This window comes from Candidatus Nitrosomarinus catalina (genome assembly GCF_002156965.1).
Classification (GTDB): Archaea; Thermoproteota; Nitrososphaeria; order Nitrososphaerales; family Nitrosopumilaceae; genus Nitrosopumilus; species Nitrosopumilus catalinensis.
The window spans coordinates 1,200,247-1,225,433 of the sequence record NZ_CP021324.1 but is presented as its reverse complement, the minus strand read 5'-3'; the positions used below and the strand labels follow the sequence as shown (position 1 = coordinate 1,225,433).

The following is a 25,187-nucleotide window of genomic DNA, read 5'->3' as shown; positions in this document are numbered from 1 at the left end:
TTATAGTTTATCTCAAATGAAAGTACAAGAAATTGGCAATAAAAAAGAAAACTACAACAAAAAAGAAAGCTGCAACAAAAAAGAAAGTTGCACCTAAAAGAAAGGCTGCAACAAAAAAGAAAGTTGCACCTAAAAGAAAGGCCGCTACTAAATCAAAAACAAAGAAACCAGCATTTGGAGGATACGCCATTAATTTTGCAGGTCGTCAAGAAACTGTAGAACAAGTATTTGGTAAGAAACCAATCGCTCCTAGTGAGATGACCAAAAAGATCTGGGCATTTGTTAAATCAAAAAGCCTATCTAACCGTTAAACCAGTTAGCGAACCCTCGTTAACTAATTCTATATTTTAATTATTTTAAATTAAAAAGATATAGATATTGGATTTTATTTTTTTTAAATATGTCTACTACATCACTTCGACGTGATCATGAATTAATTGAAAAAGTAATCAAAGCTATGCAATCTACAATTGAATTATTAAATGATGGTAAACAAATTCCTGAATCAATTTTACTTCCTGTAATTGATTTTTCAAAAAATTTTACTGATGTTTGTCATCATACAAAGGAAGAAAAATCATTATTTCCTGCATTAGAAAAAGCAGGATTACCAAGTAAAATGGGACCGATTGCTATGATGTTAATCGATCATGAACGTTCTCGAGAAATTGGAAATTCTATGGAAAATTCAGCAAAAGAATATCTTTCATCTGGAGATTCTGAAAAATTAATTTCTGATATGCAACTTTATGTTGATCATATTACCGAACATTTGTGGAAAGAAAACAACAAATTATTCATGATGGCTGAAGCAAGATTACAATATGTTTCTGAAAAAGTTGACAAGGAACTCTCTGGAATTGAAGAATCTCAATTGAATGAATTAGGTAAATCAAGACAACATTATGAGGAATTAGCTGAAAATCTAACTCGTGATGTTTCTAATCATGGAAATTAATTTTGTCTAATTCAATTTTTGGAGAAGTAATTAAAGTTAGAAAATTCAGAAGCGGTGATATTGAGATTGATTTTCATCATGATGAACAAATTACCCAATATCGATACTCTGATGATCCTAGTAGATTAGGTAATTTTCCTAAGAATTTGGCTGAAACGTTAGCTTCAACTTTGAATACTGATATTTGCATTGAGATTTTTTTCCAAGATGATGGCATTCCAAGTCATCTAGAATTAGAACAATGTGAGGATGAAGAAGATGATGATGAATATGAGGATGACGAATATGAAGATTAATGAAATTATTCTTTTAGAATTGTATTAATTTAATAATTTTTTAATCAATCAAAATGTTTGTTGCATATCTTTTTTGATTTCATCTATCTTTTTTGAATATGCTTTTCGAGATTTTTCATTCTTTTTTATATTTAATACATTTTGACATGATGGACATTTGAACATGCCCTCCAATGCATCTTCAAATGTAACTCTTGGACAATCCTCATTTCCACAATGATAAAAGTCTGATGCATTTTCATAATCAAATCTTTGTTGTAATCTCTCTTCAATTTTCTTTTTTTGATTTTCAATAAAATGTTCTACTTCTTCTCGTCTTGTTCTCCATCTGTAAACAAACCATCCTTTTCTTTCATCCTTTACTCTAATACCTGTAATCAAAGATTTTCCAAAAAGATCGTATAGCACTTTTCTTACCATGTTAATTCTAAGACCTGTTGAACTGGCTATTTCTTCATCAGTTGCATCTTCGGCCTTTAACAGAGATCTTGCTACTTTGAGATATTCATCTCCTCCAATCATTGATGCAATTCTAACAAAAGGATCTTCGTATTTGTCTACCAACTTAATTCATCCTTAGTTTCTAGTATTAATCCCTTGTCTCATTTACTTGGACATTTTTGCCATTTTTTGTGGGTATGATCTTTCTTTTTGCATTTGGGAAGTTTTTTTCAAATTGTTGCCCATCCTGAATTCTATCTAATAAAATGGCTAATGCACTAATTTCTGAATGAGGTTGACTTCCGACACCCACATTGTAATCTGCTAATTCGTAAATTTCTCTGGGTACTTTTTCAGCCCCAACTACAATCAACATTTTGTCTTCTAAACGTAGTTGATTTTGAATTTGATTAATTTTTTCACCATACATCGATAAATGAACTATTTTGTAACCTTCACTTTTTTTATTTTTTATCACTGATTTCCAATTATCGACAAATTCAATAACAAAATCTCCACCCCATGTGTTGTTAATTTTTTCAACTGTATCTTTAATTTCAGGATTTACTTCTGTCATGAATATTTTTTTTGCTCCAAAGGATCTTGAAACTAGTGCAACATGCGTAGTCACTCTGTCGTCTCTTACAACACGCTGTCCTATTCTAACAACTTCAATTACCAAATTTATCTACAACTCCTTCCATTTCATTTTTTTTATATTTATATGGATTTTGATTTATAATCGTATTCTGAATTAATTCCTTCAATTGTTTTATGTTTTCACCTGTTTTTGAGGAGACTAAAACTACTTTTTCATTTTCAACTAAATTTAGTAATTCTCTTTTGTAATTAATTTGATCTTCTTTAATTAGATCTAATTTATTTAACGCAAAAATTATTTTTTCTTTTTTAACTCCTAATTCATCCAATGTTCTCATACAACTAGCAAATTTTTTCTTTAATTCTAACTGCGAATCACTAATATCAATAACTAGAATAATAATGTCTGAATAAGTTAATTCTTCTAATGTAGATTTGAATGCATCTATCATATATGCTGGTAATTTACTGATGAATCCAACCGTATCTGCAATTAATGCTGGTTCTTGATTAATTATTATTCTTCTTGTTGTGGTTGACAATGTTGTAAACAACTCATTACTTTGAGTTCTTGTTTCACCTGTAGTTTTATTAAATAATGTAGTTTTTCCTGCAGACGTGTAACCTGCCAATGAAATTGTTGTAAATCCCATTCTCTTTCTTCCTTGTCTGTGAAGTTCTCTTTGTTTTCCTGCTTTTAGTAATTTCTTTTTTACTGTCTGCATTCTATGTTTGATATCGTTATAGTAGACATCAACTTCAAATTTGCCTATTCCCATAAATCCTGGTTGTTCTCCCATGTTTGCTAAACGAACTTTTTCTTTAGCTCTGACCATTTCATATCTTAATTGTGCTAATTTTACTTGTAATTTTGATTCTGCACTTGATGCCCTACTTTCAAAAATTTCCAGAATTAGTCCTTCTCTATCTAAAATTTCTCTTTGTAATTCTGTTGCTAGATTGTAATTTTGACTAGGTTTTAGAATCTCGTCAAATACAATTACATCTGGTCTAATTTTATCTGCAATTTCTTGCAATTTTTCTAGAATTCCCAGACTAATTCCATATTTTGGTTTTTGAAGATAATTTTCTTGAATAATATGAACTACTTCATATCCTGCTGCTTCACATAATCCCTTTGCTTCATTTATGGCATCCTCTTTGTCATATGTAATCAGAATTGCTTTGTCCATTTTGATAGATTATTCCATTTTCTTTAATGTTTTTTCAATATTCATATTTAGGACAATTTCTGCAATATCACTTGCATATTCAGAAATTCTTCTGATATTTTCTGACAATCTTCTAACTCTGTAAATTTCTTCATCATCTTTTAATGATTTTGATGAATCCCTGACTTTCTTTTCATATTTGCTAATTTCTTCTATTTTTTTGATAGTTTTCTCTGCCTGGTAATAATCCTCTTTGAAAAGTGCTAAACATGATTCATCTAATACTGTCAAAGAAAAGTTATTCATTTCTTGCAATTTATTCAAAATTTCTTTTTTGATTGGCTTTTTAAATTCCAAAAAGTCCTTTGCAATAAATGCTGCATGATCCCCAGTTCTTTCAATATTTTTTACAACTAATCGATAACCTAAACAATTTCTAGCATTCCTAAAACCCATTTCTTTTAGAAAATGTTCATTTTGTATTGCTATTTTCAACTGACGAATAATGTAAAATCCAAATCTATCAACTTCATCGTCTGTATTGATGACCTCTTGCGCCAAATCTAAATTATTTTCTTTTAGCGCTAAAATTGCATCATTTGACATTGATTTTGCTAAATGTATCATTCGTTTGAAAGCTCCATCAACTGATAATTCTAATAAATTTACAAGAACCTGAATTGTTATTCCGCTACTCGAATCTGAAATGATTTCTGAACCCATTAACATTCTTTTTACAGCTTCTTTTGCTGTGTTTCTTTGTGATGGGTCCAGTCTTCCATTTTTTGATTTTAAATTAATTGTTCTAAATCCTAAAAAGTATAATGAGATTAATTTTCTAACTATGGACTCTGCTTTTTCATCTTCGGAAATTTCTATAGTGGCATCTTCTTTCTTTTGTGTTCGTGATTCAAATTTTGGCGGGAATAGTTCCAAAGTGGATGATCCTTTTCTGACCATTCGTATTTGGTCTCCTTGTTTTAACCCTAATTCGTTAATCCATTGTTTTGGCAATGAAACTATGTATGATGACTTGCCTGTAAACTGTATTTTCCTAGTTTCCCCTTGTTCTTCCATAATCTAATCATTTTGTAACTAACTATATAGTTATTTATTATTATTATAGATTAACAACAACTAATATTTCCAATAATTTATTTTCAAATATGGAAAAATTTGTTAAACTTCAACAATCACTTGACGCTCTATTTGGAAGGGGAACATCAAAATTTTTACCAAAAGATCTAGATATAGAATTATCCAGAAAAACTGGTAGAATTCGAACAGTTTCACACAAAGGAAAATTACTTTGTACTTTGAGAATAAATGGAAGTTTGGCAATTAGTATTAATTTTGCTCAGACATTGTTGCAAAGTAAAACATTCAAAGAAAATTGTATTGAAGTTAACAAGGATGCTGCTCCTTTTGTAATGGAAGGAAGATCCGTTTTTTGTAAACATGTTACTTGGTGCGGAAAAAATGTTAAAGTTTCATCTGACACTCCTGTATTATTTGAGAATCAAGTAATTGCAGTTGGTAAAGCAATTTTATCTTCAAAAATGATTTCTGATTTGAATTTGGGCGTAGCCATAAAAGTTAGAGATAGTTTAAAAAGTCGTAAGGAGAAGATAGTGGTATGATGCGAGGAGGTAACCGCGAAATGCGAAGAATGATGGACAAGATGGGTCTTGACATGAATGAATTATCAAATGTACAAGAAGTTATTATTAAAACTGACAAAAAAGAGATTATCATTTCAAAGCCTTCAGTGACTGAAATGAAAGCAAAAGATAGTTCCATCTTTACTGTAACTGCAGACAGCTATGAGGAAGCTGAATTAGAAGTTCCAATTTACTCTGATGATGATATTCAATTAGTCAGCCAACAAGCAGGTGTCGATGAAGAAAAGGCAAAAAGTGCTTTAGAAGAGGCCAAAGGCGATCTAGCCAGAGCAATTTTGCTTCTCACATCTGGATAATCTCACTTTTTGTGCCTAAAATATGCCCTAAAAATGAATGATTTAATAAATGGAATTTACCAAATCTGAATAACATGGCAGACGTTGCTGAATCAAAAGTTACAGGAATTATCAAATCTTTGAACGGATTAGAAGATGATCTTGATTCCTTAACAGGCAAAGTTGGAGATATGAAAAAACAACTAAATGTTAAAACTTTGAGTGAAATCGACACATTGTTAGAAAAAACTCGTGAGATGGCTACCAAAGAGGCAGAAGTAATGATTAATGCCGCAAAAGAAAAAGCAAATTCAGAATCTGCAAAAATTTCCCAAGAAGGTGATTCCAAATTGGCTGAAATAGAATCAAATGTAAATTCCAATTTTGATGATATGGTAAAACATGTCGTTTCTACAATTTTGAAAGCATAATCCTCGATATTGATCAATTTTAAATTCAAGATATTTTACAAATGAATAATGCAGTCCTTACTTGATCAAGTTAATATTTTAATCAAAATGAAAGTGGGAGACCCATATAGATTAGAACATATCAAACTAATGCTAAAACAAAAAAGAACGGTATATGGTTCTGACAGAGCATATCTTGATCATTTAATTCATGATTATATTGAACAAGTCAAAACCCAAAAAAAATTAGCAAAAATTCGTGGCGAGGATCCCTATGAAGAAGATTCTAAAACCATGGTTTCTGAAGAGGATATTGAAGATGAAGATGAATATGATGTTGTAGATGAAGATGAATATGATGTTGTAGAGATGGAACACATTTACTGTTGGAAATGTGGTAAATCTATTCCTGTAAATTCTAAATTTTGTCTTGATTGTGGTAGCGATATAAAAAATCCTGAAGTAAAAGAAGATCCTGTTGAAAAAATACCTGACAAAATACCTAACGAGGTCATTGAAAAAAAATCTAACAATGGGAATAAAAAAAATATTCTCATAGTGATAGGTGTATTGGCAATTTTAGCTGTAATTGGTGGAGCAGTTGTTGTGAATACTGGATTTGACAAAACAGTTTCTTTAGATGATGATTCTGTACAGCCACCAACAGAAGTGATTAATGAAACGACAGAATCTGATGTTAACACTACTTCCAAATGTGGAGCTGGAACTGTATTTGATGACGCAACAAACACCTGTCTTTTAGAAGGCACTCAAACTACTTCCAAATGTGGAGCTGGAACTGTATTTGATGACGCAACAAACACCTGTCTAATTCCATAAATTTTTTCTAAAAATTTTTTTAGAAATTATACAAATTTGTAATAAATTTTGAAAATATTGAAAAATTTTAAACAATACATATTTATGGTTATTTTAAATCATTTTTTTGAAAAATATAATTTTATAATGAAAAAACTTGTAATTATTTTAAAAATAATTTTTATTTTTTATAAATTTTAGCGATCCATGCTTATATACCTATAATTTCTATATAAAATACTAAAATGACATGCAAAGGCATCTGTGTTAGATATAAAGCTCAAAAACCTGTTGGAACAGGACGTTATGCATCAGGTCAGAGAAGATGTCAAATTTGTGAAATTTTCATTAAATGGGAAGGATTGTGGTGTCCTTGTTGTGGATATAGATTAAGAACAAAACCACGTAATTTGAAATACAAAGCAAAACTTCGTGCTAGAGTTGAAGCTGATTCCGCAGAAGCAGAAACCAATTCTATTTCTGCAATGGAACAAGAATTAGTTGCTGAAGCTGAAGGAAAAACAAAAGCAAAAGCAAAAACAACAAAAGCAAAAACAACAAAAGCAAAAACAACAAAAGCAAAAACAACAAAAGGTAAAGAAAAAACACCATGTCAATATTGTGAAAAACCTTATGTGTTTATTGATAAACATGAGAAGAACTGCAAAAAAAACCCAGAAAATGAATCAATAGCAATAAAAGCATAAGGTTCGTTTGTAAGTTATTGACTTCCTCAAATGGATTTCTAAATAAAATTATTAAATTAGAAAATCGTAATTTTTCCTTAAGAACTCAAAAATTTGAAAATGGATATTTTGTCTCAGTCTCAGAAGATAATGACAAGATTGGTTCCATGACAGTTTCTTTAGCAACTGGTCCTACACCTACTACCACTACTATAGTTCCATCTAGAAATGAATCGTTATTTTTACGATTAGTTTCTGAACGAATTAGTACAAGGATGAAAGGGATTGCTTTGGTCTCAATATTTGTCAAAAATGAATTAGAACCGTCAACCGCAAAAGCCTTAATGTCTGAGATAATGGAAATGATTGAAAATGAGTGATTTAAGAGATTACATTTCCAAAGTTAAAAAAATTAAAGAACTTAAAACCATTAAAACCAAAGTTTCAACTAAATATGAAATTGCTGGTGTTACAGCAAAAGTAGATCAATCACATGCAGTATTATTTGAAAATATCAAAGAAAGTGATTTTAGACTAGTATCTAATTTAGTTGGAACTCGAAAAAGATTTGCTTTGGCAGTTGGTGGCACGGAAAATAACATACATCAAAAAGTAATTTCAGCAATAAAAAACTCAAAAGCACCAAAAATCGTGCCTACTGGAAAATTCATGGAAAATAAGTCAAAAAATATCAATTTAATGCCTGTTGTGACTCATTTTGAAAAGGAATCAGGACCTTTCATTACTTCTTCAGTGGCTTATGCAAAAAACCCTGAAACAGGAAAACAAAACTCATCATTTCACAGGATGATGCCTATTGACAAAACACATCTATCAATTAGAATGGTTGAAGGTCGTCACTTACATCGATGCTTTATTGATGCAAAAGAACATGGTGAGGATCTTAAAATTGCAATTACTGTTGGTGTCCATCCTGCAATCTCAATTGCTGGTGCTTATCAATTTGATTGGGGTAAGGATGAAATTGATATTGCAAATTCTTTATTGGGTGGAAAATTAACTTTAGCAAAACTTCCATTTTCTGGATTGAATGTACCGTCTGGTTCAGAAATTGTAATGGAGGGAAAAATTTTGCGTGATAAAGTTCATCCTGAATGGATGGTTGAAATGCTTCAGACTTATGATCATAAAAGATCACAACCAATTTTTGAAATTGAGAATTTGTATTTTAGAAATAATCCTATATTCCATGATGTTTTATCAGGTTATGGCGAACACAGATTGTTGATGGGAATGCCCATTGAATCTAAACTAAATGGGGAATTGAAAAAGGCTTTCTCACAGGTAAAACAGGTGTCTATGACAAATGGTGGTTCAAATTGGTTACATGCTGTTGTACAAATTAAAAAGAAAACAGAATCTGATGCTAAAAAAATTATTAAAAAAACATTTGAATCTCATCGCTCATTAAAACAAGTGACTGTAGTTGATGAGGATATTGATCCAAACAGTGCTGAATCTGTTGAATATGCGATGGCAACAAGATTTCAGGCTGATAAGGATTTGGTAATTATTAAGAATGTGCGTGGTTCTAGTCTTGATCCTTCCAGTGATCAAAAGAAATTACAAACTGCCAAAATGGGCATTGATGCAACCCGTTCTACTTCTAAACGTCCCGAAGGATTTGAGATGGCCAAAATACCTAAAATTGATAAAATTAACCTGAAAAAATATTTCAAATAATCTTTAATTGACTGATCAAATTAAATTGGATGAATGTACAGGTATGTTGGTATAAAAAAATGTCCTCAGAAAATTCTATAAAATCTGAAAAAACTCCATCTGAATCTCATGCTGAGGTAATTGTTAGAATGTTTCCTTCAGATGCAAATCCAGCTGGAAATGTGTTTGGTGGTGAAATTTTAAAAAATATTGATATGGTAGCAGGAATAGTTGCACAGCGACATTCTCAATCTAATGCAGTAACTGTGTCTTTAGACAGTGTAAATTTCTTGAAACCTGTTTTTGTTGGAAATGTACTTTTCTTAAATGCCCGAATTAATTATGTTCATAATTCTTCAATGGAAATTGAAGTTAAAGCAGAAGCTGAAGATATTGTAACTGGAATTAGAACTATTACTGCAACTGCTTTTGTAACATTTGTTGCACTTGGTAAAAATGGTAAGCCAATTCCTGTCCCAACTCTAGCTCTAAAAACAGATGAGGATCGTATAAAGTTCGATGAAGGGAAATCTAGAATGGAAAGACGATTACAAAATCGACAAAAATAGATTTATTAAATTATTGAAATTTTATTTTTTTAATTTTATCTCTTGATTCATCAAGTAGTCGTCTAATTACAGGCGTGTATATTTGACATAAATACATAATTTCAATTTTTTGTTCATCTTCTAAAGTTAAAAATGCAGATGACGTAATTTTCTTTTTTGTAACTTTTGGTTCTTCATTTTCATTTCTTTTTTTATTAATAATTTCTAAAAATATTGGAGTCTGTCTTTTGATTTCAATTTCTAACTGTTCTTTTGAAATAATTTTTTTATTCTTTAAATCAATTTTAATTTCTTGATAAAAATCATCTTTGTATCTTTCAGTACCTCTCATCATTATCTTAATTTCTGGTAATTTTTCATTCATATTTTTGAATTGACGAATTTTATTCATAATATTTGGATATGGGTTTTTATGCTCTATTTCATATTTGTTTGAAAACCATTCAGAAAATTTTAATGCATTAAAATCTTGTTTTGCTTTTGCTTTGTTATGAAATTTTTTTTGTGTAATCTTTTCTGAAATAAATAGTCCAAAATCTGTATTTGCTTCCTCAAAAATTCCATTGATTATATTCTCAATTGAATTAATGTATTTAATAAAAAAATAATTTACATAAAATGGATCAGGATCGTATTGTTTAATTTGTTTTAAAAAAATTTCACATTTTTTAATTTCTTCTTCAATATTCATTGATTTTTGCCAGATTCTGAATTTGTATATTTTGATTGTGCTTTTAGTTCTACAGATAATTTATTAAAAATTTCATTTACACTGACATCCACTAGATTGATTGTTGCATTTTCTTTCACTATTTGTTTCTCAAATTTTTCCTTAATTGCAAATGATACTGACGACCAATGTAAAACGCCTTTTAATTGCTCTTCAACCGTTGCATTGGTAGTTGGTAGACTAGATGATGCAAAAACAATTCCATTTGTCCATTGCATAGTTGGAATACCTCCACCTGATGATCTTGTACTAAATGCAATTTGTTTAACCCAATCATCAAATTGGTACTCAATTATTTCATGAATAATCAATTTTTTCCATGGTTCAATTGTAATGTCCATCAATGTACCTAAAAATAATCCAATTATAATCTTATTTTTAATAAATTAAATTTCTGTAATTTCAGTAATGGTTCCTAAAACTGAATCCATTTTCACTATTGCCTTTTTTTCATCCCATCCCAATGCTACATACCAATCCCCTGCATCATTATGGTATTTTGTTTCTAATGTTTTGAGTTCCTCAGGTTTTTTATCATACTGTTTTGCAATTCCTGAAATTGCCAATGCAATTGCATCTTTTTCTTTTTCCAATCTTCGTTTCATTAATCCTATTCCTGGACTCATGATTAGTTCAGATTTTTTCATCTAATATAGTTAATTCTTTCAATTACGCACAATGTATTATTCTATTAAAAATTATCATTCCAACATTTCAAATAGTCTATTCTTATCAGAAAAATAAAATGAAATTAATTCAAAAATTTTCAAAATCATTTCTTCTAAAATCGTCAACCCTTGTTTCTCTTGTATCTATTCTTGCAGTTATTGGACCTATTGTAATAGTTTCAGCCGGATTCTGGGACGCCATATCTCATATTCTTAAGGAACCTGAGTCTTTTTGGAGTCCTTCACACATTGTTGTTTATACTGGTGTGTTTATGACTTCTTTTGCTGCATCTATGGGTTGTTTGTTACTCATGAGGAAATCTGTTCATGGTTCTCTAAAAACTGGAATTAAATTTGTTATTGTAGGCTCTATAATTCAAATGATTTCTGGATTTGGTGATTCACTATCTCATGATCTTTTTGGAATTGATGGACTTATCTCGTGGTCCCATCAACCTCTTGAGCTTGGTTTAGTTCTTGCATCCTTTGGAGCAGTTTTAATCATTAAAAATAGGGAACATACAAAATTGAAATTCTTTTTACCTTTCTCAATAATTGCATTTTTATTTTTTGCAACTTGGTTGATTTTTAATATTGTCTTAACTTTTGGCCATACCATTCAATGCATTCAGATTTATGAAATATTTTCATCTGGATGTTCTATATTGTAATTTTTTATTTTTAGATAGGAAATCAGCATAATTATCAAAGAACCTAACAATATCATAATTCCAGGTGCAATCATATTATCTGAATGAGTATTTCCAAATTCTGTTTGTAAATTTATTGAATTTTCTGAAATATTTGATACTTTCATTGTATAAATGCCATCTTTATCAAAGTCAAAATAACCTACTGAAAATTTTGTATTGATTTTTTGCTCTTGAATTATATTCAAATTTTTATCTAAAATTTGAACAAATACATTTTCTTTAGTAAATTCAGGCATGTAAACTTTGTAATATCCTATATCTTCTCCTGTAAATTTTAATTTTGATTCCATAGAACTAGATTTTTTGAGGATTATTGAATCGTGATTTTTTTCAGTTTCATTAAAAATTACTGAAACCCAAATCATCCCAATTACTACTAATACAAATCCAATTTTGAATGCGGACACCTTCATTTAGTTTTCTGGAAAATTATTTGGTTAATAAAATAATCTAAAGGGCTCGAAGGGATTTGAACCCTCGACCTAGCGGTTCGAAGCCGCTTGCTCTATCCAGGCTGAGCCACGAGTCCAAACAATTAAGATTTTAACGGGTGTAAATATCTGTCTAGATACATTGAAAGTTTCAAAAAAAGTTATGGGCGTTGAATATGCAATTCGAGATATTGTATTAGCTGCAAGAAAAGTTGAACAATCTGGCATGGATGTTGATTATCTAAATATTGGTGATCCAGTACAATTTGGATTTCAACCTCCTGATAATGTAAAACAAGCTTTGATCAATTCTATCAATAACGGTGAAAATTATTACTCCACATCAGAAGGTCTTTTAGAATTACGTAAGGAGATTGCAAAAAAAGAAAATCTAAAAGGACTTTCTATTACAGCTGATGATGTTTTAATTACAAATGGTGTATCTGAAGGACTTGATATGGTAATCTCTTCCATTGTTGAAGAAGGTGATGAAGTGCTTTTACCTGGACCGTATTATCCTCCATATGCTTCGTATGTTAGATTGCATGGTGGAATTCCTGTAGAATTTTCTGTAGACCTAAATAATTCAACACCAGATATTGATGATATTAAATCTAAAATTACATCTAAAACTGTTGCAATTTGTTTAATCAGTCCAAATAATCCTACGGGTGTTGTATTTAATGAAAATGCATTAAAGGAGTTAGTTGATATTGCTAATGAACACAATCTTTACATTATTTGTGATGAAATTTATGATCAAATAATTTTTGATGATAAATTTGTAGGAATTGGAAAGGTTGCTGGCGATTCTCCTGTCATTATTCTAAATGGATTTTCTAAAGTTCATCTAATGTCTGGATGGAGAATTGGTTATATTGCATTTAATCAATCTCCTCAACTTGAATCTCTACGTGAACATCTTCCAAAGCTTGCTAGGGTGAGAATTGCAACGAGTCTCCCAGTTCAACATGCAGCTTTAGAGTCTTTACGTGGACCACAAAATTATATCAATGATTTTGTTTCAGAAATGAAAAAACATCGAGATTTAGTTGTTAAACGACTTAATGAAATGCCAGGACTTTCTTGTCCAAATCCTAAGGGTGCATTTTATGCATTTCCCAAAATTGAGGATAATAGATTTGGTAATGATAAAGAATTTGTTACAAAATTATTAGAATCAAAAGGTGTTCTAACCGTTCATGGTTCTGGATTTGGGGAACAATATGGTACTGGACACTTTAGACTTGTTTATCTCCCAAGTCTTGAAATTTTAGATTCTGCAATGAATAAGATTGAAGAATTTGTTAGTCAATAACTCCATTTTGAATATTTTTGTGGAATTATTTCTATAATACAATCTGTATCTTCTAGTAATTGTTTTGCTGATTTATTTTCTAATGTTTTAAAATATTTCAAAAGTATTTTTTTTGCAATTTTTTTTGCTTTTGGTATTTCTAAAATAATATTTGCAATTCCTTGTCCCATTACTCCATAAATATTTGGAGCATTAACTCCTACATCTACACAAAATGATACATGATTATTTTTTTCTAAATTTTTAATTTTTTGACTTTTAGTGTCAGTTCCAATGTAGATTTTTCTCCCACTAAAAATATACCAGACAGGCGTAATATGTGGAAAATTATTTTTATCAATAGTAGATAATCGTAAAATTTTTTGTGTTTTTAGAAATTCATCTCTTTTGTTCATGTTTTCTAAACCCTAATGCTACCATAAAAATCCCAAATGCTAGCATTCCCATTGAAACCTTTTCGTTTGTAACATCCCCATTGAAGAGAAAGTCTTCTACAAATTCTGGTCCCCAAATTAATAATTGTTGAATTAAAACTATTGTTGCCATTACACAAAACATCAAACCAATTGCTGTAAACCAATTTCTACCCCTCCTGTGATATTCGTGACTCATGATTAATGAAATGCAGACTTAGATGATTTTGATGCCTGGATTTTTAATTTTATTTCTAATCATTGCATTTAGTAGCAATGGCGTGGACATTTCTGCAAGGTATGATAATTCAATTGGTCCCAAGTAAATTGATCTTAATCCTTTGATTTCATCAATTAGAGTATTAACAATTCCTACTGATTCTTTATCATCTCCACAAACAAAGATATCATAATCTAATTCTAGTGTAGGATTAATCAATTTCTTCTCAGAAATTACGTGAAATGCTGATACTAGTTTTGATTTGTCTTTCATATGATCAGCTACTAGTTTGTATGAAAATGGTTTGTTGTCTTTAATTGAAACACATTCAAAACCAACATCTGTTTTTGTCATTGGAACAATAGGTGATACTACTACACAACTATCTTTAATTTCTGATAAAATTCCAGAACATACTGAATCAATATTTTCATAAGGAATTGATAAAATTAAGACATCACTTTCTTTTGCTACAGAAACATTGTCGTTTCCAGATATCGTTCCTTTTATTTCCCCAAATGCTTCTTTTGCCATATTTGTTATTTCTACTGCTGATTCAGATGCTCTTGTAGCATCTCTTGAGCCAATTATAACGTCATGATTTTGTGACCATCTTAAGGCAAAACCTTTACCCATTCCGCCTGTTCCTCCAATTATTCCAACTTTCATATTTTATTGCTGATAATGTTATTATTATCTCTATTTGATCTTTTGAACATAGTGGGCCAAATAATTTTTCTTAGACATGGTCAGGCAAAAAATAATACTGAAAGAATATTGTCTGGTAGAACTCCTGGAGTTCCATTAACCGATATAGGTATGACACAAGCTCAACAAACTGCTGAACTACTAGAACACATGAATATTTCTGCAATTTATTCAAGTCCAATTCAAAGAGCAAAACATACTGCTGAAATTGTTGGAAAACACAATTCAATTGATGTAACAATTGATGATCGTTTAATTGAACTTGATATGGGAAAATTTACTGGAGTTCCCTATGATGAAATTTTTACGAGTCATGGAAATGTCTTTATGAAATTCTACAATGGTGAATTAGAAATTGCTCATAATGGAGTGGAGACTTTTGCTGATGTAAAAAAACGAGTTGCATCAATAGTAGAAGAAGTAATTGAAAAACATCCTGATGAAAATGTCGTTTTAGTGACTCATATGGATCCAATCAAAGCAATGTTATCTACCATAGTTGATTTGTCCCCAACCAATCTATTTGAATTGATAATTGCAAATGCATCTCTGAATTTATTTAGAGAAAAAGATCGGAAATTCTCTCTATCTGGCATTAATGTGATGCATCCCTCTAGATTCGATCAGAATTGGTAAGTGCAAATCTTGAAAACCCTTATAAAGAAATTGAGGTCGAAATCAAATAATCGCTAATGAAATTCATATTTGGATTCCTATTGATAATGGCTGTTTTAGTAGGCCTACCAGCTGTAGATTTTGCATTTGCAGCAGGTGAAGAACCTGGTGAATACCTTGATCGTAGAGTCCTAATTTGGAATTTATTTTATAAAATGATGACTGTGGCATTTATCACTGGTTCAGTTGTTTCTGGTACAATTATCTGGCAAGTTTGGAGATTTAGAGAATCCCATCCAAAAGCAAAACCAACTCGTTATGAGGGGACTGACTGGTAGAGATGGGTGGACACTCTAATTGGCCTGAATGGATTTATGTTGCAGTAGTTATTGCATTAATGACTTGGGTCGGTGCTGAAGCATGGGAAGCTGAAAGACTTGTTGAACACGTTCCTGCAGATGCAGAAACAATTATTGTAACTGGACAACAGTGGTTCTGGACTTTTGAACATGAAGATGGAACTAAAGAAATTGGTGAATTACATGTTGAAGTAGGAAAGGCCTACAAATTTGAAGTAATGTCCAAAGACGTTAACCATTCTTTTAACATTCACGATTATGTAGTTTTAATGGATGCAATTCCTGGTAGAGTTAATACTGTATGGTTTGCACCAGATGCAGTTGGTGAACATGATATTCAATGTAGAGAATATTGTGGATTAATTCACTATAACATGAGAGGAACACTATATGTTGAGGAGCCATCACATTGACAACCTTAACAACGCTTTTATCCGAAATTATTTTCGAGGAGATTAACTAATGACTTTAGAATTACAAAAACCACGCCCTATTTGGCAAATTATGTTTTCAACACATCACACTGATGTCGGATTACTTTATCTTATCAGTTCATTAACATTCTTGTTCTTAGGTGGCTCATTAGCACTCGGAATTAGAGCTGAACTCTTCTTACCAGGATCTCAAATTATAGCAGACGCTATGACGTTTAACAGAATCTTTACTGTTCACGGAACAACTTTGATTTTCTTATTCATTATTCCATTTGCATCTGCAGTTGGTAACTACTATGTTCCAATTATGGTTAGATACAAGGACATGGCTTATCCAAAACTTAATGCAATAGCATTTTGGATGATTCCTCCAGCAGGAGTCCTTATTTGGTTAGGCTTTGCAGACTTTACTTGGTATGCAACACCACCATATTCTATAATTAGTGCTCCAGGTCCAGCAGCCGACATGTGGATATTTGGCTTAAAGATTTTGGGTATATCTTCAGTTTTAGGTGCTCTAAACTTTGTTGTAACAATTCTCAAATGTAAACATCCTGACATGTCAATTGGACAAATTCCATTAATGGCTTGGTCATTCCTATCATCTTCATTAATCATAATGGTTGCAATTCCAACATTTGCTGCAGCATTGTTGATGCTTCTAACAGATAGACTTGGAGTTAGTGGATTTTTCAATCCGGCAATGGGTGGTGACCCAATTTCATATGCACACTTGTTTTGGTTTACATTCCATCCTGAAGTATATGTTTTAGTAATTCCTGCAATCGGAATGATGTATGAAATCATTCCAAGATTTTCAAGAAAACCAATTTACAGTTACAGTTCTGGTGTATTTGCATTTGTTATGTTATCTATTGTCGGTTTCTCATCATGGGCTCACCATATGTATGCAACCGGAATGTCTTTCACTGAAAAAACAGTCTTTATGGTTGGAACATTAGCTGCTGTTCCAGCATCTGCAATGCACGTGTTCAACTTTGTTGCAACAATGTGGAATGCAAGAATTAGATTCTCTACACCAATGATGTGGGCAGTTGGAGGAATTGCATTATTCTTCTCTGCAGGTGCAGGTGGTGTAGTTAACAGTGCAATGCCATTAGACTTTACAACACACGATACATACTGGGTAGTTGGACACTTCCATCTCTTTGTAATGGGTACAATTGCATTTGGTTCAATTGGTTATCTCTACTACATGTTCCCATATGTTACTGGTAGAATGTACAATGAAACCTTAGGTAAAATCCACTTTATCCTATCTTTCATAGGAACTGTTCTAGTATTCTTTACACAACACGTACTTGGCTTGTATGGAATGCCAAGAAGAATTTATGATTATCCGCCAATTCCAGAATGGATTGCAATGAATCAAATAGCTTCTGTCGGTGCTATGATTATCGGTATCAGTATGGCAGTATTCTTAGCAAACATGATTCACAGCGCTGGAAAAGGAAAATTTGCAGACACAGACGATCCATTTGGTCTTGGAGGCAAATACTACTATCCATTTGAGGCAAAGAACCCATCACATTAGGAGATATATGAAATGAGTCAAGAACACCCTACCGAATACTATAGAACAACTAATTCAAGAGTTGGAAAGATGCTAGCTATAATGTTAGCAATTTGTATTGTTGGTGGTGTTATATTTTTCTCAATGTGGGATTATTGGATTTCAGAGCCACCTCATGTAATTTCAGTAATGGCAGGAGATGTTGATCATTCAGGACCTGCAGAAGCAACCGGAATTACAATTACACAAGATCTTCAATTTCTTGAATCAGCTGACTTTAGGTCTTTGACATTTAATGCAATGATAGATGAACCCGGGGTTAACCCAACAATTGAGATGAGTGTTGGTGACAAAGTAGTCTTTAATGTTGTAAATGATGGAATGTCCTTCCATGCATTTGGTGTCACAAAAGATACTGAAGGCTTTGCCGGAATAATTCCTGGAAGTGAAGTTGCAGCACCAACCAATCCACTAAAACCTGGAGAATCTGGTACTGCTGAATTCATTGCAGGTGAAGAAGGAACTTACTATTACATTTGTACAGTTCCAGGACATAGAGATCAAGGAATGGTTGGTGAAATTATTGTATCAGGCTCTAGTGGACCAGCAGTCGCAGCAGATCCAACAGGAGTATCTCATGAGTTTACATTAGACTTTGTAGAATCTGACGATTTCAGAACTTTAGCATTTAACGCATTACCTGGAGAAGAAGGCAATAATCCAACAATTGTTGTAAATTCTGGTGATGAAGTTACAATTACTTCAGTCAATGCTGGAATGTCCTTCCATGCATTTGGCGTGGTTTCAAATCCTGATGATTTTAACAGTGTAATTTTTGATTCAGCTATTGCAGCAGCAACCAATCCACTAAAACCTGGTGAATCTGGCAGTACTACATTTATTGCTGGTGCTCCCGGAACCTACCACTACATTTGTACAGTTCCTGGCCATGCATTACAAGGAATGATAGGCGAATTTATCGTAGAATAATTTTGGCAATTCAATATCTAGCATTATCAACTTTAGTAGTATTGTATTCATTGATGTTTATTGGTGGATACATTTCAGCTTCTGGACTTGGACTTACATGTCCTGAATGGCCTCAATGTCCAAATGGTTTCATGCCTTCAGAAGAATATTTTGTTGAATGGACTCACAGATTAATTGCAGCAAGTGTAGGCATTTTGGTAATCTCTACAATGGTTGCAAGTTTGATTAACAAAAATGCAGATGTAAAAATTAAGATTACTAGTTCCTTAGCAACAGCATTAGTAATTACACAAATTACTTTAGGTGCTTTAGTAATTGACTTAAAATTACACGCTGTTTTAGTTTCTGTTCATTTGGGAATTGGAATATTCTTATTCGCAATGGTATTGTTAACAACATTATTTGCATTCCGAATTGCAAAAATGCCTATGAAAGCTAAGATCTAATTTTTTTAAAAATTTTAGGTAGGTAAATGTATCCCATAATCACTGCAAACGTTAATGCACCTATCGTAATTGCAACTATGAAAATTATTCCAAATGGGCTTTGAGTTCCCATGTTAAATGAGTACGTTAAAGTTCCTTTTGTGCCTTCCATATCATACAAATCAATATAGACAATATGATTTCCTGGTTTTTTCCAAACATAATCAATATCCCAATGTGCATCTTCTATAGTTGTTGGAGGAATTGCATTCACTTGTTGTTCATTATAAAAAACCCTAATTCCCATTGTAAAACTATCAACTTCTTCAAAGTCTGCATCAGTAACTCTTACCAAAAATTGAGATGGTTCGTTTAATTGTGGAAATTCAGGTGTTGTGGCTACTTGAACTCTATAACCTCCATAGAATTCTTCTGCAGAATTAAACAATGAATGAGCATATGCCGAATTGACGGCGGAAGTTACTGAAATAATTATTACGAGGATCAGCAGCGTTGATCGCAGTTTAGTCATACAATATACACGATCAGAGATGAATATATTGTAAATCAATTTTTTTCAGGAAAATCTTCAAAACCTTTAAATCAGTATTGCCAAGAAAGCCAAATGTTGACACTCGTTAGAAAATCAATCGATATCAAAACACCTGTAGACAATGTCTTCACATACTTTGCAAGACCAGAACATGTTTCTGATCAAATCAAAAATGATACCGTTGGAATGACAGTAGTCCCAATGGATATCAAAGAAGGAATGGGTGTAGGTACAACCTTTAGAATTATCGGTGACTTTAGCGGTAAACGTTTAGAGTGGGATTGTGAAACAACAGAATTTATCAGAAATGAAAAAATCGTTGCAAAACAAATCGAAGGTCCATTCAAGCATTGGGAAATCACAAATGAATTTGAATCATTAGGTGATAATCTTACAAGAATTACAATGTCAGTTGATTATGAGATGCCATTTGGTCCATTAGGAGCAATTTTGGATAAAGCAAAATTTGCAAAATCAGCTGATAAAGGAATGGAAACAGCACTTTACAATGTTAGAGGATTGCTTGAAGGAAATGGTTCAATTCCAGTATACATTACACTAGATGCATACCAAAAACTTCTTGCAGAAAAGAAGAAAATGAACAATGTTCCAGTATCAACTGCACTTACAGCAATTTTAGAAAAGTACAGTGAAATCGAAGCTAAAGCACAAAACTAAATTTTCATTTATTTTAAAATCTCAAGATTAATAACAACTCTAGTCATTTTTATTCAGTGTGGGTTTATGGCGCAGCCAGGTAGCGCACCGGACTCTTAATCCGGTTGTCGAGGGTCCGAATCCCTCTAGACCCGCTTTAAATTATATTTTTTAAATTTGGAAAAAAATTAAACTTTTTTTAATAAAGTAAATCTTGTTTGGTCTTGTCCATAATCTTCATGTAAATCTACATCGCTAACAAATTTTATTTTGTAATCTAGCCATTTTTCACCCATATTACGAAATTTATGATTCTCATCAATTTGTTTTTCTACTTTTTCATATTTTTCACAATGCATAATCCATTTTTTTGAGATTCTGAACATTTCTGCAATTCCATTTTCTAAAACATCGTCATCTAGATAATTCATGAGTCCATGCGTAAATACAAAGTCTATTGAAGAATCATCAAATGGCAATTTAGTGATATTGCCTTTTTGAAAATTTACATTTGGTAATTGTTTTCTACCAATTTCTAATGCATGATCATTTAGATCAATTCCGTGTAATTGAAATGAATCTGAGAATGATCTTAAATCAATTCCTGTTCCACAACCTATTTCTAAAATACTTTGTACGCCTGGTAAAGAACTAGCTAAATCTCTAATGTATTTTGAAAATTCTTCATTATATCTTGATTCATTTTCATCTGCATATTTGTTCCAAAATTCTTCATTATATTGCATAAAATTTTTGAATTAAAGCTGTATTTGTTATTATTTCTTGTTCTTAATGTTGGCATTTACATGGAATTAATTGTGTGTCAAAGGTGCAATCATGTGGCCCATCAGATTTTCCTTGTTTTGGAATATTTTTCATACAATCTTCGTGACGTCCTTTTCTACAAAACCAACAAATTTCTGGTGTATCACCTGTTGCACATAAATCCATAATTTCTCATATTTTTTTGAGTAAAAAAATCATTTGAAATTAGATGAAGGTTAACCATGGCAAAAATCTTTCATCTTTACCCATTACTACATCAGTGAATGATTTTTGTAACGCTTTGGTAACACTGCCCATTTTTCCTGTTCCGATTTTGACTTTATCAATTTGTGTAACTGATTTTACTTCTGCAGCAGTACCTGTCATGAAAATTTCATCTGCGTTATACAGATCATCTCTTTCCAAATCTCGTTCAATTACAAAACCACCATTTTCTTCAATTATTTGTATAATGCTATCTCTAGTAATTCCTTCTAGTCCACCAGCAGATAGCGGTGGTGTTTGTATAATGTCGTCTTTTATGATGAATATGTTTTCAGCACTTCCTTCTGCAACTTTTCCTTGTGAATTTAACATAATTGCTTCATCGTATCCGTTATCCAATGCTTCCATTCTTGCTAAAGCTGCATTTGCATAATTTGATGCTGCTTTGGCTTGCATTGGTTGTGATCTTGAATCAATTTTTATCCAACTAGAAACTTTACATTTTGCTCCTGAAAATTTACCAGCTTTTGATTCTCCCATTTTCCATTCCCAACATGATATTGACATATCCACTTTGTTGGTTGTGGGTGTTAATCCCATAGTTCCATATCCATAGTATGCTAATGGTCTGATGTAAGCTTCTTTTAGTCCACTAGCTTTAATCGTTTTTACAATTCCTTCTGAAATTTCTTTTTGAGTAAATTGCATTTTCATTGAATATAGTTTTGCAGATTTGAATAATCTTTCAACATGTTCTGGTAATCTGAAAATTGCTGAACCATTAGGAGTATCATAACATCTGATCCCTTCAAAAATTGATGTTGAATAATGTAATGCATGTGTTAATACGTGAACTTTGGCATCTTTGAAAGGAACTAATTTTCCATTCATCCATATTTTACCAGTTTCTATCATAGGAAAAGAAAAAAATCATCGTAATTTAAAGAGTTATTTTTTTGCTTATTTGTTAACCTGGAAACTACATATCTGATTAATGATGTAGAATGATATGGAATGGACTTTGGGATTTATTGCAATTATTTTTCTTACTGTAGGCTTGATTGGTCAAGCATTCCAAATGCGTAAAATCCGTTTGACAAATCATCCAGATGGAGAATTAGCCTCGCCGAATATTTTCACAAATAAGAGTAATTTCAAATGGTATGCAATCATTGGAATTGGAATTGCTTGTTGGTATATAGCTGAACGACTCTGAACTATATAGATTAGAATTAAATAGTAAATTGTTGTAATTATAGTAGCGTGTTGTGGGTAACGCCGGACTAAGTCTAGATAAAGAGTCCAAGAATAAACCCTTAATGGCGTTTACTGGTGAAAACCTGTAACGCCATGCTTTAATTAAATAAAATTAATTTTTGAGATTTCCTCGTGTACCGCAACAATAGCTTTTCTAATATTTTCTTCAGCATCTTCTACAACAATCAAAATTCTTGATGTTTCTTCTTGTGCATCCATATTCAAAATATTTAATCCTGATTCACCAATTTTTGCACTAGTTCTTGATGCAACTTGTTGCACTCTCCACATTTCGTCTCCAATCAATGTGATAACCCCTCGGTTGTAAGTTATCGTGGCAAGCGAATCAAATCCTAAAAAGTATTTTTCATTTCTTTTAACATAATCTCCATCTAAAAATAATATTCTTGATAATTCTACACCATCTTTTGTAAATGGTGATAAAATTATGAATTCACTATATCGTTTATCTTTGTCTAAGGATGTTAATAATTTCTGTATTGAATTTGTCTCTATTCTAAATATGGCGCAATTTTCTTTTCCTGTAACTATTTTTATCGGATGACCCTTTTGTTCATCTAATTGTCTTTTAATTACAGTAATTTTTTCAGGATTTTTAATATTAGTAATTTTAATTGGCATGTCAACACCATGTTCAACAATTTCTTTAATTGCAATTGGATCTAAAATTTTCATCCCAAACATCCCTGCAAGTCTAGCTTCATTATATGATAATTGAAAAACTTCTCTTAACCCATCTTTTACAATTTTTGGATCAGCTGATACTACTGAACTATCTTTTTCAAAATCTATGCTGGTTTCATATTTTTTATGAAATAGTATCCCTAGGTCTGCTGCAGTCCTATCTGAACCTCCACGCTCGTATGTGGTTGTTACATTATCTACTGTTTTTCCTATGAATCCTCCAATTGTAACAACTTGATTACTTTCTACTAATTTTTCAATTTTGCCAATTTTTTCGTTTGATTCAGATTTAAGAAAATTTGTTGATTCTATGTTGTTATCTGTAATTATTGGCCAGTCATCAAATTCCACTGCATCTGTCTTGATGTTATTACTTCGTAAAATATGATTCATAACATGAGACATTAAAATTTCTCCTGAAAATGCTAACGCTCTTGATCTTGTTTCATCTGCAAATTCCTTACTTTGAAGTGCATCTTCGAGAGCTTTTTGAGATTTCTCTAGATGTACGTCAATTGTATTTTGACAATTTTCTTTATTTTCTTCATTTACTAATTGAATAATTTTTTGATAACATGTTTTAACAATATCTAGTGATGGCTTGATACCGTTTTCGGCATTTTTACCTTGTTCTAATATTACATCTGTTAAAGAACGCCTTTTCCCATCATGTATGGTTAATGGAGCTGAAAATACAGTAATTACTTTAGAATCTATTTTCAAATCCTTTATTCTTTCAATAATCTGTGGAATTGATTCACCATCAGAACCTATTGCACTGCCTCCAAATTTTGCAATGATCAAATTATTCATAGTACTGTCTTAAAACTAAATTGCCATCTATTAACTATTTGATTCTATTTTGTAAATTTTCTAATAATTTCTGCGGCTAATTCTGCACCATTGGCATTTACTTTTTTTCTTTTTTTCTCTAGCTTTTCTAAAATTAATTCATCCAATTTGTTGATATCATTAAAACTAAATCCCTCATTTTTAGAATTACTTTCTTGTTCAAAATGATCTTTAATGGGAATAAATATTCCAGGTGTACCGTATGCATTAGCTTCATCAATTGTTGATTTTCCTGCTAGTGAAATTACTATATCTGATGCATAAATTAATTCATGCAAATTATCTACAAATCCTAAATTTTTTACATTATCAAATTTTTTTGTTATAGATGGACCAGTGACTAGAATAATTTCAATGTCTAAATTTAATTTTAAAATTGATTCTATTGATTTTTTGATTAAAAATAATCCTGCATCTGTACCACCAACTGAAATAAGAATTGTTTTTTTATTAAACAAAAATTTTTTCCTTAATTCTTCTCTTGAGAGATTTATCTCTCTAACAATTGGTCCGATTCTTCTAATGTTGTCAACATCTTCTCCATTTTCTGGAATTATTACTACGTCGCAATTTTTAATAATATTCATCATTGATTTATTCATCTTTTTTTCGATAAATGATGCTATTCCTTTTGTGAATTTAGTCTCTAATACATCTGTAATCAAAATATTTGGAATTTTTAGTTCTTGTGCATTAGTTAATGATGCAAAATCTTCATCACTAATTATTAGTTCTGAATTATTTTTTTTAATTATTTTTTTAGATATATTTTTACAATTTTTATAATATTGATAATAACTCCATAACCATTTTGTTTGATTATTCAGTACTCCATTTTCTACAACAAATGATGGTGGGTAATAGACATCATCAACATTATAATTAATTTTTTTTAAAATTTTAGCTGCTCCACTACCTGTGACAAAATTAAAAGAAAAATCTTTAAGATTTTTGACAATTGCAATATCTCTAGTAACGTGACCTAACCCAATTGGACTGGAAAAGAAATCATAATTATTCATAA

Annotated in this window: 38 protein-coding genes and 2 tRNA genes; 22 read left to right on the top strand and 18 right to left on the bottom strand. The window is 31.4% G+C overall.

Translation table 11 applies throughout. The features are described 5' to 3' along the window. The first annotated feature begins 32 nt into the window (after window positions 1-32). From NMSP_RS07470 to NMSP_RS07460, 3 genes are all read left to right on the top strand, one after another. The gene (locus NMSP_RS07470; RefSeq protein WP_086908156.1) at window positions 33-311 is read left to right on the top strand and encodes a hypothetical protein; all 279 of its coding nucleotides are present in this window, start codon (window positions 33-35) and stop codon (window positions 309-311) included. Window positions 312-400: 89 nt separating this feature from the next. Then, the gene (locus tag NMSP_RS07465) at window positions 401-958 is read left to right on the top strand and encodes a hemerythrin domain-containing protein (RefSeq protein ID WP_086908155.1); all 558 of its coding nucleotides are present in this window, start codon (window positions 401-403) and stop codon (window positions 956-958) included. A gap of 2 nt (window positions 959-960) precedes the next feature. Further along, window positions 961-1,254, top strand: coding sequence for a hypothetical protein (locus NMSP_RS07460; RefSeq protein WP_086908154.1), 294 nt, complete (start codon window positions 961-963; stop codon window positions 1,252-1,254). 48 nt (window positions 1,255-1,302) lie between these two features. Here NMSP_RS07460 and NMSP_RS07455 read toward each other — a convergent pair whose 3' ends face one another. From NMSP_RS07455 to NMSP_RS07440, 4 genes are read right to left on the bottom strand one after another with little or no spacing between them, the layout of a single operon-like run. Beyond that, entirely contained in the window at window positions 1,303-1,818 is a 516-nt protein-coding gene (locus NMSP_RS07455) for a transcription factor (RefSeq protein ID WP_086908153.1), read from the bottom strand. A gap of 25 nt (window positions 1,819-1,843) precedes the next feature. Beyond that, the gene (locus NMSP_RS07450) at window positions 1,844-2,377 is read right to left on the bottom strand and encodes a TrmH family RNA methyltransferase (protein ID WP_086908152.1); all 534 of its coding nucleotides are present in this window, start codon (window positions 2,375-2,377) and stop codon (window positions 1,844-1,846) included. Next, window positions 2,367-3,488, bottom strand: a complete 1,122-nt coding sequence (gene hflX, locus NMSP_RS07445; RefSeq protein WP_086908151.1) for a GTPase HflX — start codon at window positions 3,486-3,488, stop codon at window positions 2,367-2,369. Before hflX ends, NMSP_RS07450 begins: the two co-directional genes overlap by 11 nt. Window positions 3,489-3,497: 9 nt before the next feature. Next, entirely contained in the window at window positions 3,498-4,544 is a 1,047-nt protein-coding gene (locus NMSP_RS07440) for a phosphate uptake regulator PhoU (protein WP_086908150.1), read from the bottom strand. Window positions 4,545-4,633: 89 nt separating this feature from the next. On the opposite strand from NMSP_RS07440, the gene NMSP_RS07435 reads away from it, so the two are divergent. The 8 genes from NMSP_RS07435 to NMSP_RS07400 all read left to right on the top strand — a co-directional run bounded on the left by NMSP_RS07435 (window position 4,634) and on the right by NMSP_RS07400 (window position 9,591). Beyond that, window positions 4,634-5,107 (top strand): PUA domain-containing protein, encoded by a 474-nt coding sequence (locus tag NMSP_RS07435; RefSeq protein WP_086908149.1) that lies wholly within the window; start codon window positions 4,634-4,636, stop codon window positions 5,105-5,107. After that, window positions 5,104-5,445, top strand: a complete 342-nt coding sequence (locus tag NMSP_RS07430) for a nascent polypeptide-associated complex protein (RefSeq protein ID WP_086908148.1) — start codon at window positions 5,104-5,106, stop codon at window positions 5,443-5,445. Before NMSP_RS07435 ends, NMSP_RS07430 begins: the two co-directional genes overlap by 4 nt. Before the next feature lie 74 nt (window positions 5,446-5,519). Next, window positions 5,520-5,855: a hypothetical protein gene (locus NMSP_RS07425; RefSeq protein ID WP_086908147.1), complete on the top strand. Its 336-nt coding sequence runs from the start codon at window positions 5,520-5,522 to the stop codon at window positions 5,853-5,855. Between the two features lie 48 nt (window positions 5,856-5,903). After that, a complete protein-coding gene (locus NMSP_RS07420; RefSeq protein WP_086908146.1) occupies window positions 5,904-6,674 on the top strand; it encodes a zinc ribbon domain-containing protein in 771 nt (256 codons plus the stop codon). A 224-nt stretch (window positions 6,675-6,898) separates the two neighbouring features. Further along, a complete protein-coding gene (locus NMSP_RS07415) occupies window positions 6,899-7,360 on the top strand; it encodes a hypothetical protein (RefSeq protein WP_086908145.1) in 462 nt (153 codons plus the stop codon). A 17-nt stretch (window positions 7,361-7,377) separates the two neighbouring features. Then, window positions 7,378-7,719 (top strand): hypothetical protein, encoded by a 342-nt coding sequence (locus tag NMSP_RS07410; protein ID WP_086908144.1) that lies wholly within the window; start codon window positions 7,378-7,380, stop codon window positions 7,717-7,719. Next, the gene (locus NMSP_RS07405; RefSeq protein WP_086908432.1) at window positions 7,712-9,043 is read left to right on the top strand and encodes a UbiD family decarboxylase; all 1,332 of its coding nucleotides are present in this window, start codon (window positions 7,712-7,714) and stop codon (window positions 9,041-9,043) included. The genes NMSP_RS07410 and NMSP_RS07405 overlap by 8 nt, the downstream gene beginning before the upstream one ends. A 59-nt stretch (window positions 9,044-9,102) precedes the next feature. Further along, on the top strand, window positions 9,103-9,591 hold the full coding sequence (locus tag NMSP_RS07400) for an acyl-CoA thioesterase (protein ID WP_086908431.1): 489 nt from the start codon (window positions 9,103-9,105) through the stop codon (window positions 9,589-9,591). A 10-nt stretch (window positions 9,592-9,601) separates the two neighbouring features. Here the strand turns inward: NMSP_RS07400 and NMSP_RS07395 are convergent, their stop codons facing one another. The 3 genes from NMSP_RS07395 to NMSP_RS07385 are packed head-to-tail and all read right to left on the bottom strand — an operon-like array spanning window position 9,602 to window position 10,968. Beyond that, window positions 9,602-10,282, bottom strand: a complete 681-nt coding sequence (locus tag NMSP_RS07395; protein WP_086908143.1) for a hypothetical protein — start codon at window positions 10,280-10,282, stop codon at window positions 9,602-9,604. Next, window positions 10,279-10,662, bottom strand: coding sequence for a hypothetical protein (locus NMSP_RS07390; RefSeq protein WP_086908430.1), 384 nt, complete (start codon window positions 10,660-10,662; stop codon window positions 10,279-10,281). The genes NMSP_RS07395 and NMSP_RS07390 overlap by 4 nt, the downstream gene beginning before the upstream one ends. A 45-nt stretch (window positions 10,663-10,707) precedes the next feature. Next, entirely contained in the window at window positions 10,708-10,968 is a 261-nt protein-coding gene (locus NMSP_RS07385) for a hypothetical protein (RefSeq protein WP_225971274.1), read from the bottom strand. Window positions 10,969-11,066: 98 nt separating this feature from the next. Here NMSP_RS07385 and NMSP_RS07380 point away from each other — a divergent pair, with 98 nt between their 5' ends. Then, on the top strand, window positions 11,067-11,660 hold the full coding sequence (locus tag NMSP_RS07380) for a hypothetical protein (protein ID WP_086908142.1): 594 nt from the start codon (window positions 11,067-11,069) through the stop codon (window positions 11,658-11,660). On the opposite strand, the gene NMSP_RS07375 is transcribed toward NMSP_RS07380, so the two are convergent. Continuing rightward, window positions 11,624-12,115 (bottom strand): hypothetical protein, encoded by a 492-nt coding sequence (locus NMSP_RS07375; protein WP_086908141.1) that lies wholly within the window; start codon window positions 12,113-12,115, stop codon window positions 11,624-11,626. The genes NMSP_RS07380 and NMSP_RS07375 overlap by 37 nt on opposite strands. 41 nt (window positions 12,116-12,156) lie before the next feature. After that, a tRNA-Arg gene (locus NMSP_RS07370) sits at window positions 12,157-12,231 on the bottom strand. A 44-nt stretch (window positions 12,232-12,275) separates the two neighbouring features. On the opposite strand from NMSP_RS07370, the gene NMSP_RS07365 reads away from it, so the two are divergent. Then, window positions 12,276-13,451, top strand: coding sequence for an aminotransferase class I/II-fold pyridoxal phosphate-dependent enzyme (locus NMSP_RS07365; RefSeq protein ID WP_086908140.1), 1,176 nt, complete (start codon window positions 12,276-12,278; stop codon window positions 13,449-13,451). Here the strand turns inward: NMSP_RS07365 and NMSP_RS07360 are convergent. The 3 genes from NMSP_RS07360 to npdG are packed head-to-tail and all read right to left on the bottom strand — an operon-like array spanning window position 13,445 to window position 14,753. Further along, entirely contained in the window at window positions 13,445-13,846 is a 402-nt protein-coding gene (locus NMSP_RS07360; protein ID WP_086908139.1) for a pyridoxamine 5'-phosphate oxidase family protein, read from the bottom strand. The genes NMSP_RS07365 and NMSP_RS07360 overlap by 7 nt on opposite strands. Further along, window positions 13,830-14,063, bottom strand: a complete 234-nt coding sequence (locus NMSP_RS07355; RefSeq protein WP_086908138.1) for a hypothetical protein — start codon at window positions 14,061-14,063, stop codon at window positions 13,830-13,832. The genes NMSP_RS07360 and NMSP_RS07355 overlap by 17 nt, the downstream gene beginning before the upstream one ends. An 18-nt stretch (window positions 14,064-14,081) precedes the next feature. Next, entirely contained in the window at window positions 14,082-14,753 is a 672-nt protein-coding gene (gene npdG, locus NMSP_RS07350) for an NADPH-dependent F420 reductase (RefSeq protein ID WP_086908137.1), read from the bottom strand. 51 nt (window positions 14,754-14,804) lie between these two features. Here npdG and NMSP_RS07345 point away from each other — a divergent pair, with 51 nt between their 5' ends. Genes NMSP_RS07345 through NMSP_RS07320 form a run of 6 tightly spaced genes read left to right on the top strand, consistent with a single transcriptional unit; the run spans window position 14,805 to window position 19,170 of the window. Then, a complete protein-coding gene (locus NMSP_RS07345) occupies window positions 14,805-15,428 on the top strand; it encodes a histidine phosphatase family protein (protein WP_086908428.1) in 624 nt (207 codons plus the stop codon). Window positions 15,429-15,484: 56 nt separating this feature from the next. Next, entirely contained in the window at window positions 15,485-15,745 is a 261-nt protein-coding gene (locus NMSP_RS07340; protein ID WP_086908136.1) for a cytochrome c oxidase subunit II, read from the top strand. 2 nt (window positions 15,746-15,747) lie between these two features. Then, window positions 15,748-16,179, top strand: a complete 432-nt coding sequence (locus NMSP_RS07335) for a cupredoxin domain-containing protein (protein WP_086908135.1) — start codon at window positions 15,748-15,750, stop codon at window positions 16,177-16,179. Window positions 16,180-16,228: 49 nt separating this feature from the next. After that, window positions 16,229-17,755: a cytochrome c oxidase subunit I gene (locus tag NMSP_RS07330; RefSeq protein WP_086908134.1), complete on the top strand. Its 1,527-nt coding sequence runs from the start codon at window positions 16,229-16,231 to the stop codon at window positions 17,753-17,755. Window positions 17,756-17,767: 12 nt separating this feature from the next. Further along, window positions 17,768-18,724 carry a plastocyanin/azurin family copper-binding protein gene (locus NMSP_RS07325; protein ID WP_086908133.1) on the top strand — a complete coding sequence of 319 codons (957 nt, stop codon included), beginning with the start codon at window positions 17,768-17,770 and terminating at the stop codon, window positions 18,722-18,724. Window positions 18,725-18,726: 2 nt separating this feature from the next. After that, window positions 18,727-19,170 carry a COX15/CtaA family protein gene (locus tag NMSP_RS07320; RefSeq protein ID WP_086908132.1) on the top strand — a complete coding sequence of 148 codons (444 nt, stop codon included), beginning with the start codon at window positions 18,727-18,729 and terminating at the stop codon, window positions 19,168-19,170. On the opposite strand, the gene NMSP_RS07315 is transcribed toward NMSP_RS07320, so the two are convergent. Next, the gene (locus NMSP_RS07315) at window positions 19,160-19,681 is read right to left on the bottom strand and encodes a hypothetical protein (RefSeq protein WP_192866166.1); all 522 of its coding nucleotides are present in this window, start codon (window positions 19,679-19,681) and stop codon (window positions 19,160-19,162) included. The two genes, NMSP_RS07320 and NMSP_RS07315, sit on opposite strands and share 11 nt — an antisense overlap. Window positions 19,682-19,777: 96 nt before the next feature. Between NMSP_RS07315 and NMSP_RS07310 the strand changes: the two genes are divergently transcribed. Further along, window positions 19,778-20,380, top strand: a complete 603-nt coding sequence (locus NMSP_RS07310; protein WP_086908426.1) for an SRPBCC family protein — start codon at window positions 19,778-19,780, stop codon at window positions 20,378-20,380. Window positions 20,381-20,440: 60 nt separating this feature from the next. Beyond that, a tRNA-Lys gene (locus tag NMSP_RS07305) sits at window positions 20,441-20,514 on the top strand. Between the two features lie 33 nt (window positions 20,515-20,547). On the opposite strand, the gene NMSP_RS07300 is transcribed toward NMSP_RS07305, so the two are convergent. Genes NMSP_RS07300 through NMSP_RS07295 form a run of 3 tightly spaced genes read right to left on the bottom strand, consistent with a single transcriptional unit; the run spans window position 20,548 to window position 22,264 of the window. Further along, a complete protein-coding gene (locus NMSP_RS07300) occupies window positions 20,548-21,105 on the bottom strand; it encodes a class I SAM-dependent methyltransferase (RefSeq protein WP_086908131.1) in 558 nt (185 codons plus the stop codon). A gap of 43 nt (window positions 21,106-21,148) precedes the next feature. Next, the gene (locus NMSP_RS08550) at window positions 21,149-21,310 is read right to left on the bottom strand and encodes a hypothetical protein (protein ID WP_192866165.1); all 162 of its coding nucleotides are present in this window, start codon (window positions 21,308-21,310) and stop codon (window positions 21,149-21,151) included. A gap of 39 nt (window positions 21,311-21,349) precedes the next feature. Further along, window positions 21,350-22,264 (bottom strand): branched-chain amino acid transaminase, encoded by a 915-nt coding sequence (locus NMSP_RS07295; RefSeq protein WP_086908130.1) that lies wholly within the window; start codon window positions 22,262-22,264, stop codon window positions 21,350-21,352. Between the two features lie 94 nt (window positions 22,265-22,358). Between NMSP_RS07295 and NMSP_RS07290 the strand changes: the two genes are divergently transcribed. Beyond that, complete coding sequence (locus tag NMSP_RS07290; RefSeq protein ID WP_086908129.1) at window positions 22,359-22,565, top strand: hypothetical protein; 207 nt, start codon at window positions 22,359-22,361, stop codon at window positions 22,563-22,565. A 143-nt stretch (window positions 22,566-22,708) separates the two neighbouring features. Here NMSP_RS07290 and NMSP_RS07285 read toward each other — a convergent pair whose 3' ends face one another. Together NMSP_RS07285 and NMSP_RS07280 are read right to left on the bottom strand one after the other, a co-directional pair. Beyond that, the gene (locus NMSP_RS07285; protein ID WP_086908128.1) at window positions 22,709-24,124 is read right to left on the bottom strand and encodes an amino acid kinase family protein; all 1,416 of its coding nucleotides are present in this window, start codon (window positions 24,122-24,124) and stop codon (window positions 22,709-22,711) included. Window positions 24,125-24,168: 44 nt separating this feature from the next. After that, window positions 24,169-25,185, bottom strand: coding sequence for a glycosyltransferase (locus NMSP_RS07280; RefSeq protein WP_086908127.1), 1,017 nt, complete (start codon window positions 25,183-25,185; stop codon window positions 24,169-24,171). Window positions 25,186-25,187 lie beyond the last annotated feature (2 nt).

Coding starts and splice junctions, on each gene's coding strand:
- NMSP_RS07465 (WP_086908155.1), top strand. CDS start 401: ATGTCTACTACATCACTTCGACGTGATCATGAATTAATTGAAAAAGTA.
- hflX (WP_086908151.1), bottom strand. CDS start 3,488: ATGGACAAAGCAATTCTGATTACATATGACAAAGAGGATGCCATAAAT.
- NMSP_RS07440 (WP_086908150.1), bottom strand. CDS start 4,544: ATGGAAGAACAAGGGGAAACTAGGAAAATACAGTTTACAGGCAAGTCA.
- NMSP_RS07435 (WP_086908149.1), top strand. CDS start 4,634: ATGGAAAAATTTGTTAAACTTCAACAATCACTTGACGCTCTATTTGGA.
- NMSP_RS07430 (WP_086908148.1), top strand. CDS start 5,104: ATGATGCGAGGAGGTAACCGCGAAATGCGAAGAATGATGGACAAGATG.
- NMSP_RS07425 (WP_086908147.1), top strand. CDS start 5,520: ATGGCAGACGTTGCTGAATCAAAAGTTACAGGAATTATCAAATCTTTG.
- NMSP_RS07420 (WP_086908146.1), top strand. CDS start 5,904: ATGCAGTCCTTACTTGATCAAGTTAATATTTTAATCAAAATGAAAGTG.
- NMSP_RS07415 (WP_086908145.1), top strand. CDS start 6,899: ATGACATGCAAAGGCATCTGTGTTAGATATAAAGCTCAAAAACCTGTT.
- NMSP_RS07405 (WP_086908432.1), top strand. CDS start 7,712: ATGAGTGATTTAAGAGATTACATTTCCAAAGTTAAAAAAATTAAAGAA.
- NMSP_RS07400 (WP_086908431.1), top strand. CDS start 9,103: ATGTCCTCAGAAAATTCTATAAAATCTGAAAAAACTCCATCTGAATCT.
- NMSP_RS07395 (WP_086908143.1), bottom strand. CDS start 10,282: ATGAATATTGAAGAAGAAATTAAAAAATGTGAAATTTTTTTAAAACAA.
- NMSP_RS07390 (WP_086908430.1), bottom strand. CDS start 10,662: ATGGACATTACAATTGAACCATGGAAAAAATTGATTATTCATGAAATA.
- NMSP_RS07385 (WP_225971274.1), bottom strand. CDS start 10,968: ATGAAAAAATCTGAACTAATCATGAGTCCAGGAATAGGATTAATGAAA.
- NMSP_RS07380 (WP_086908142.1), top strand. CDS start 11,067: ATGAAATTAATTCAAAAATTTTCAAAATCATTTCTTCTAAAATCGTCA.
- NMSP_RS07375 (WP_086908141.1), bottom strand. CDS start 12,115: ATGAAGGTGTCCGCATTCAAAATTGGATTTGTATTAGTAGTAATTGGG.
- NMSP_RS07360 (WP_086908139.1), bottom strand. CDS start 13,846: ATGAACAAAAGAGATGAATTTCTAAAAACACAAAAAATTTTACGATTA.
- NMSP_RS07355 (WP_086908138.1), bottom strand. CDS start 14,063: ATGAGTCACGAATATCACAGGAGGGGTAGAAATTGGTTTACAGCAATT.
- npdG (WP_086908137.1), bottom strand. CDS start 14,753: ATGAAAGTTGGAATAATTGGAGGAACAGGCGGAATGGGTAAAGGTTTT.
- NMSP_RS07340 (WP_086908136.1), top strand. CDS start 15,485: ATGAAATTCATATTTGGATTCCTATTGATAATGGCTGTTTTAGTAGGC.
- NMSP_RS07335 (WP_086908135.1), top strand. CDS start 15,748: ATGGGTGGACACTCTAATTGGCCTGAATGGATTTATGTTGCAGTAGTT.
- NMSP_RS07330 (WP_086908134.1), top strand. CDS start 16,229: ATGACTTTAGAATTACAAAAACCACGCCCTATTTGGCAAATTATGTTT.
- NMSP_RS07325 (WP_086908133.1), top strand. CDS start 17,768: ATGAGTCAAGAACACCCTACCGAATACTATAGAACAACTAATTCAAGA.
- NMSP_RS07315 (WP_192866166.1), bottom strand. CDS start 19,681: ATGACTAAACTGCGATCAACGCTGCTGATCCTCGTAATAATTATTTCA.
- NMSP_RS07300 (WP_086908131.1), bottom strand. CDS start 21,105: ATGCAATATAATGAAGAATTTTGGAACAAATATGCAGATGAAAATGAA.
- NMSP_RS08550 (WP_192866165.1), bottom strand. CDS start 21,310: ATGGATTTATGTGCAACAGGTGATACACCAGAAATTTGTTGGTTTTGT.
- NMSP_RS07295 (WP_086908130.1), bottom strand. CDS start 22,264: ATGATAGAAACTGGTAAAATATGGATGAATGGAAAATTAGTTCCTTTC.
- NMSP_RS07290 (WP_086908129.1), top strand. CDS start 22,359: ATGGAATGGACTTTGGGATTTATTGCAATTATTTTTCTTACTGTAGGC.
- NMSP_RS07285 (WP_086908128.1), bottom strand. CDS start 24,124: ATGAATAATTTGATCATTGCAAAATTTGGAGGCAGTGCAATAGGTTCT.
- NMSP_RS07280 (WP_086908127.1), bottom strand. CDS start 25,185: ATGAATAATTATGATTTCTTTTCCAGTCCAATTGGGTTAGGTCACGTT.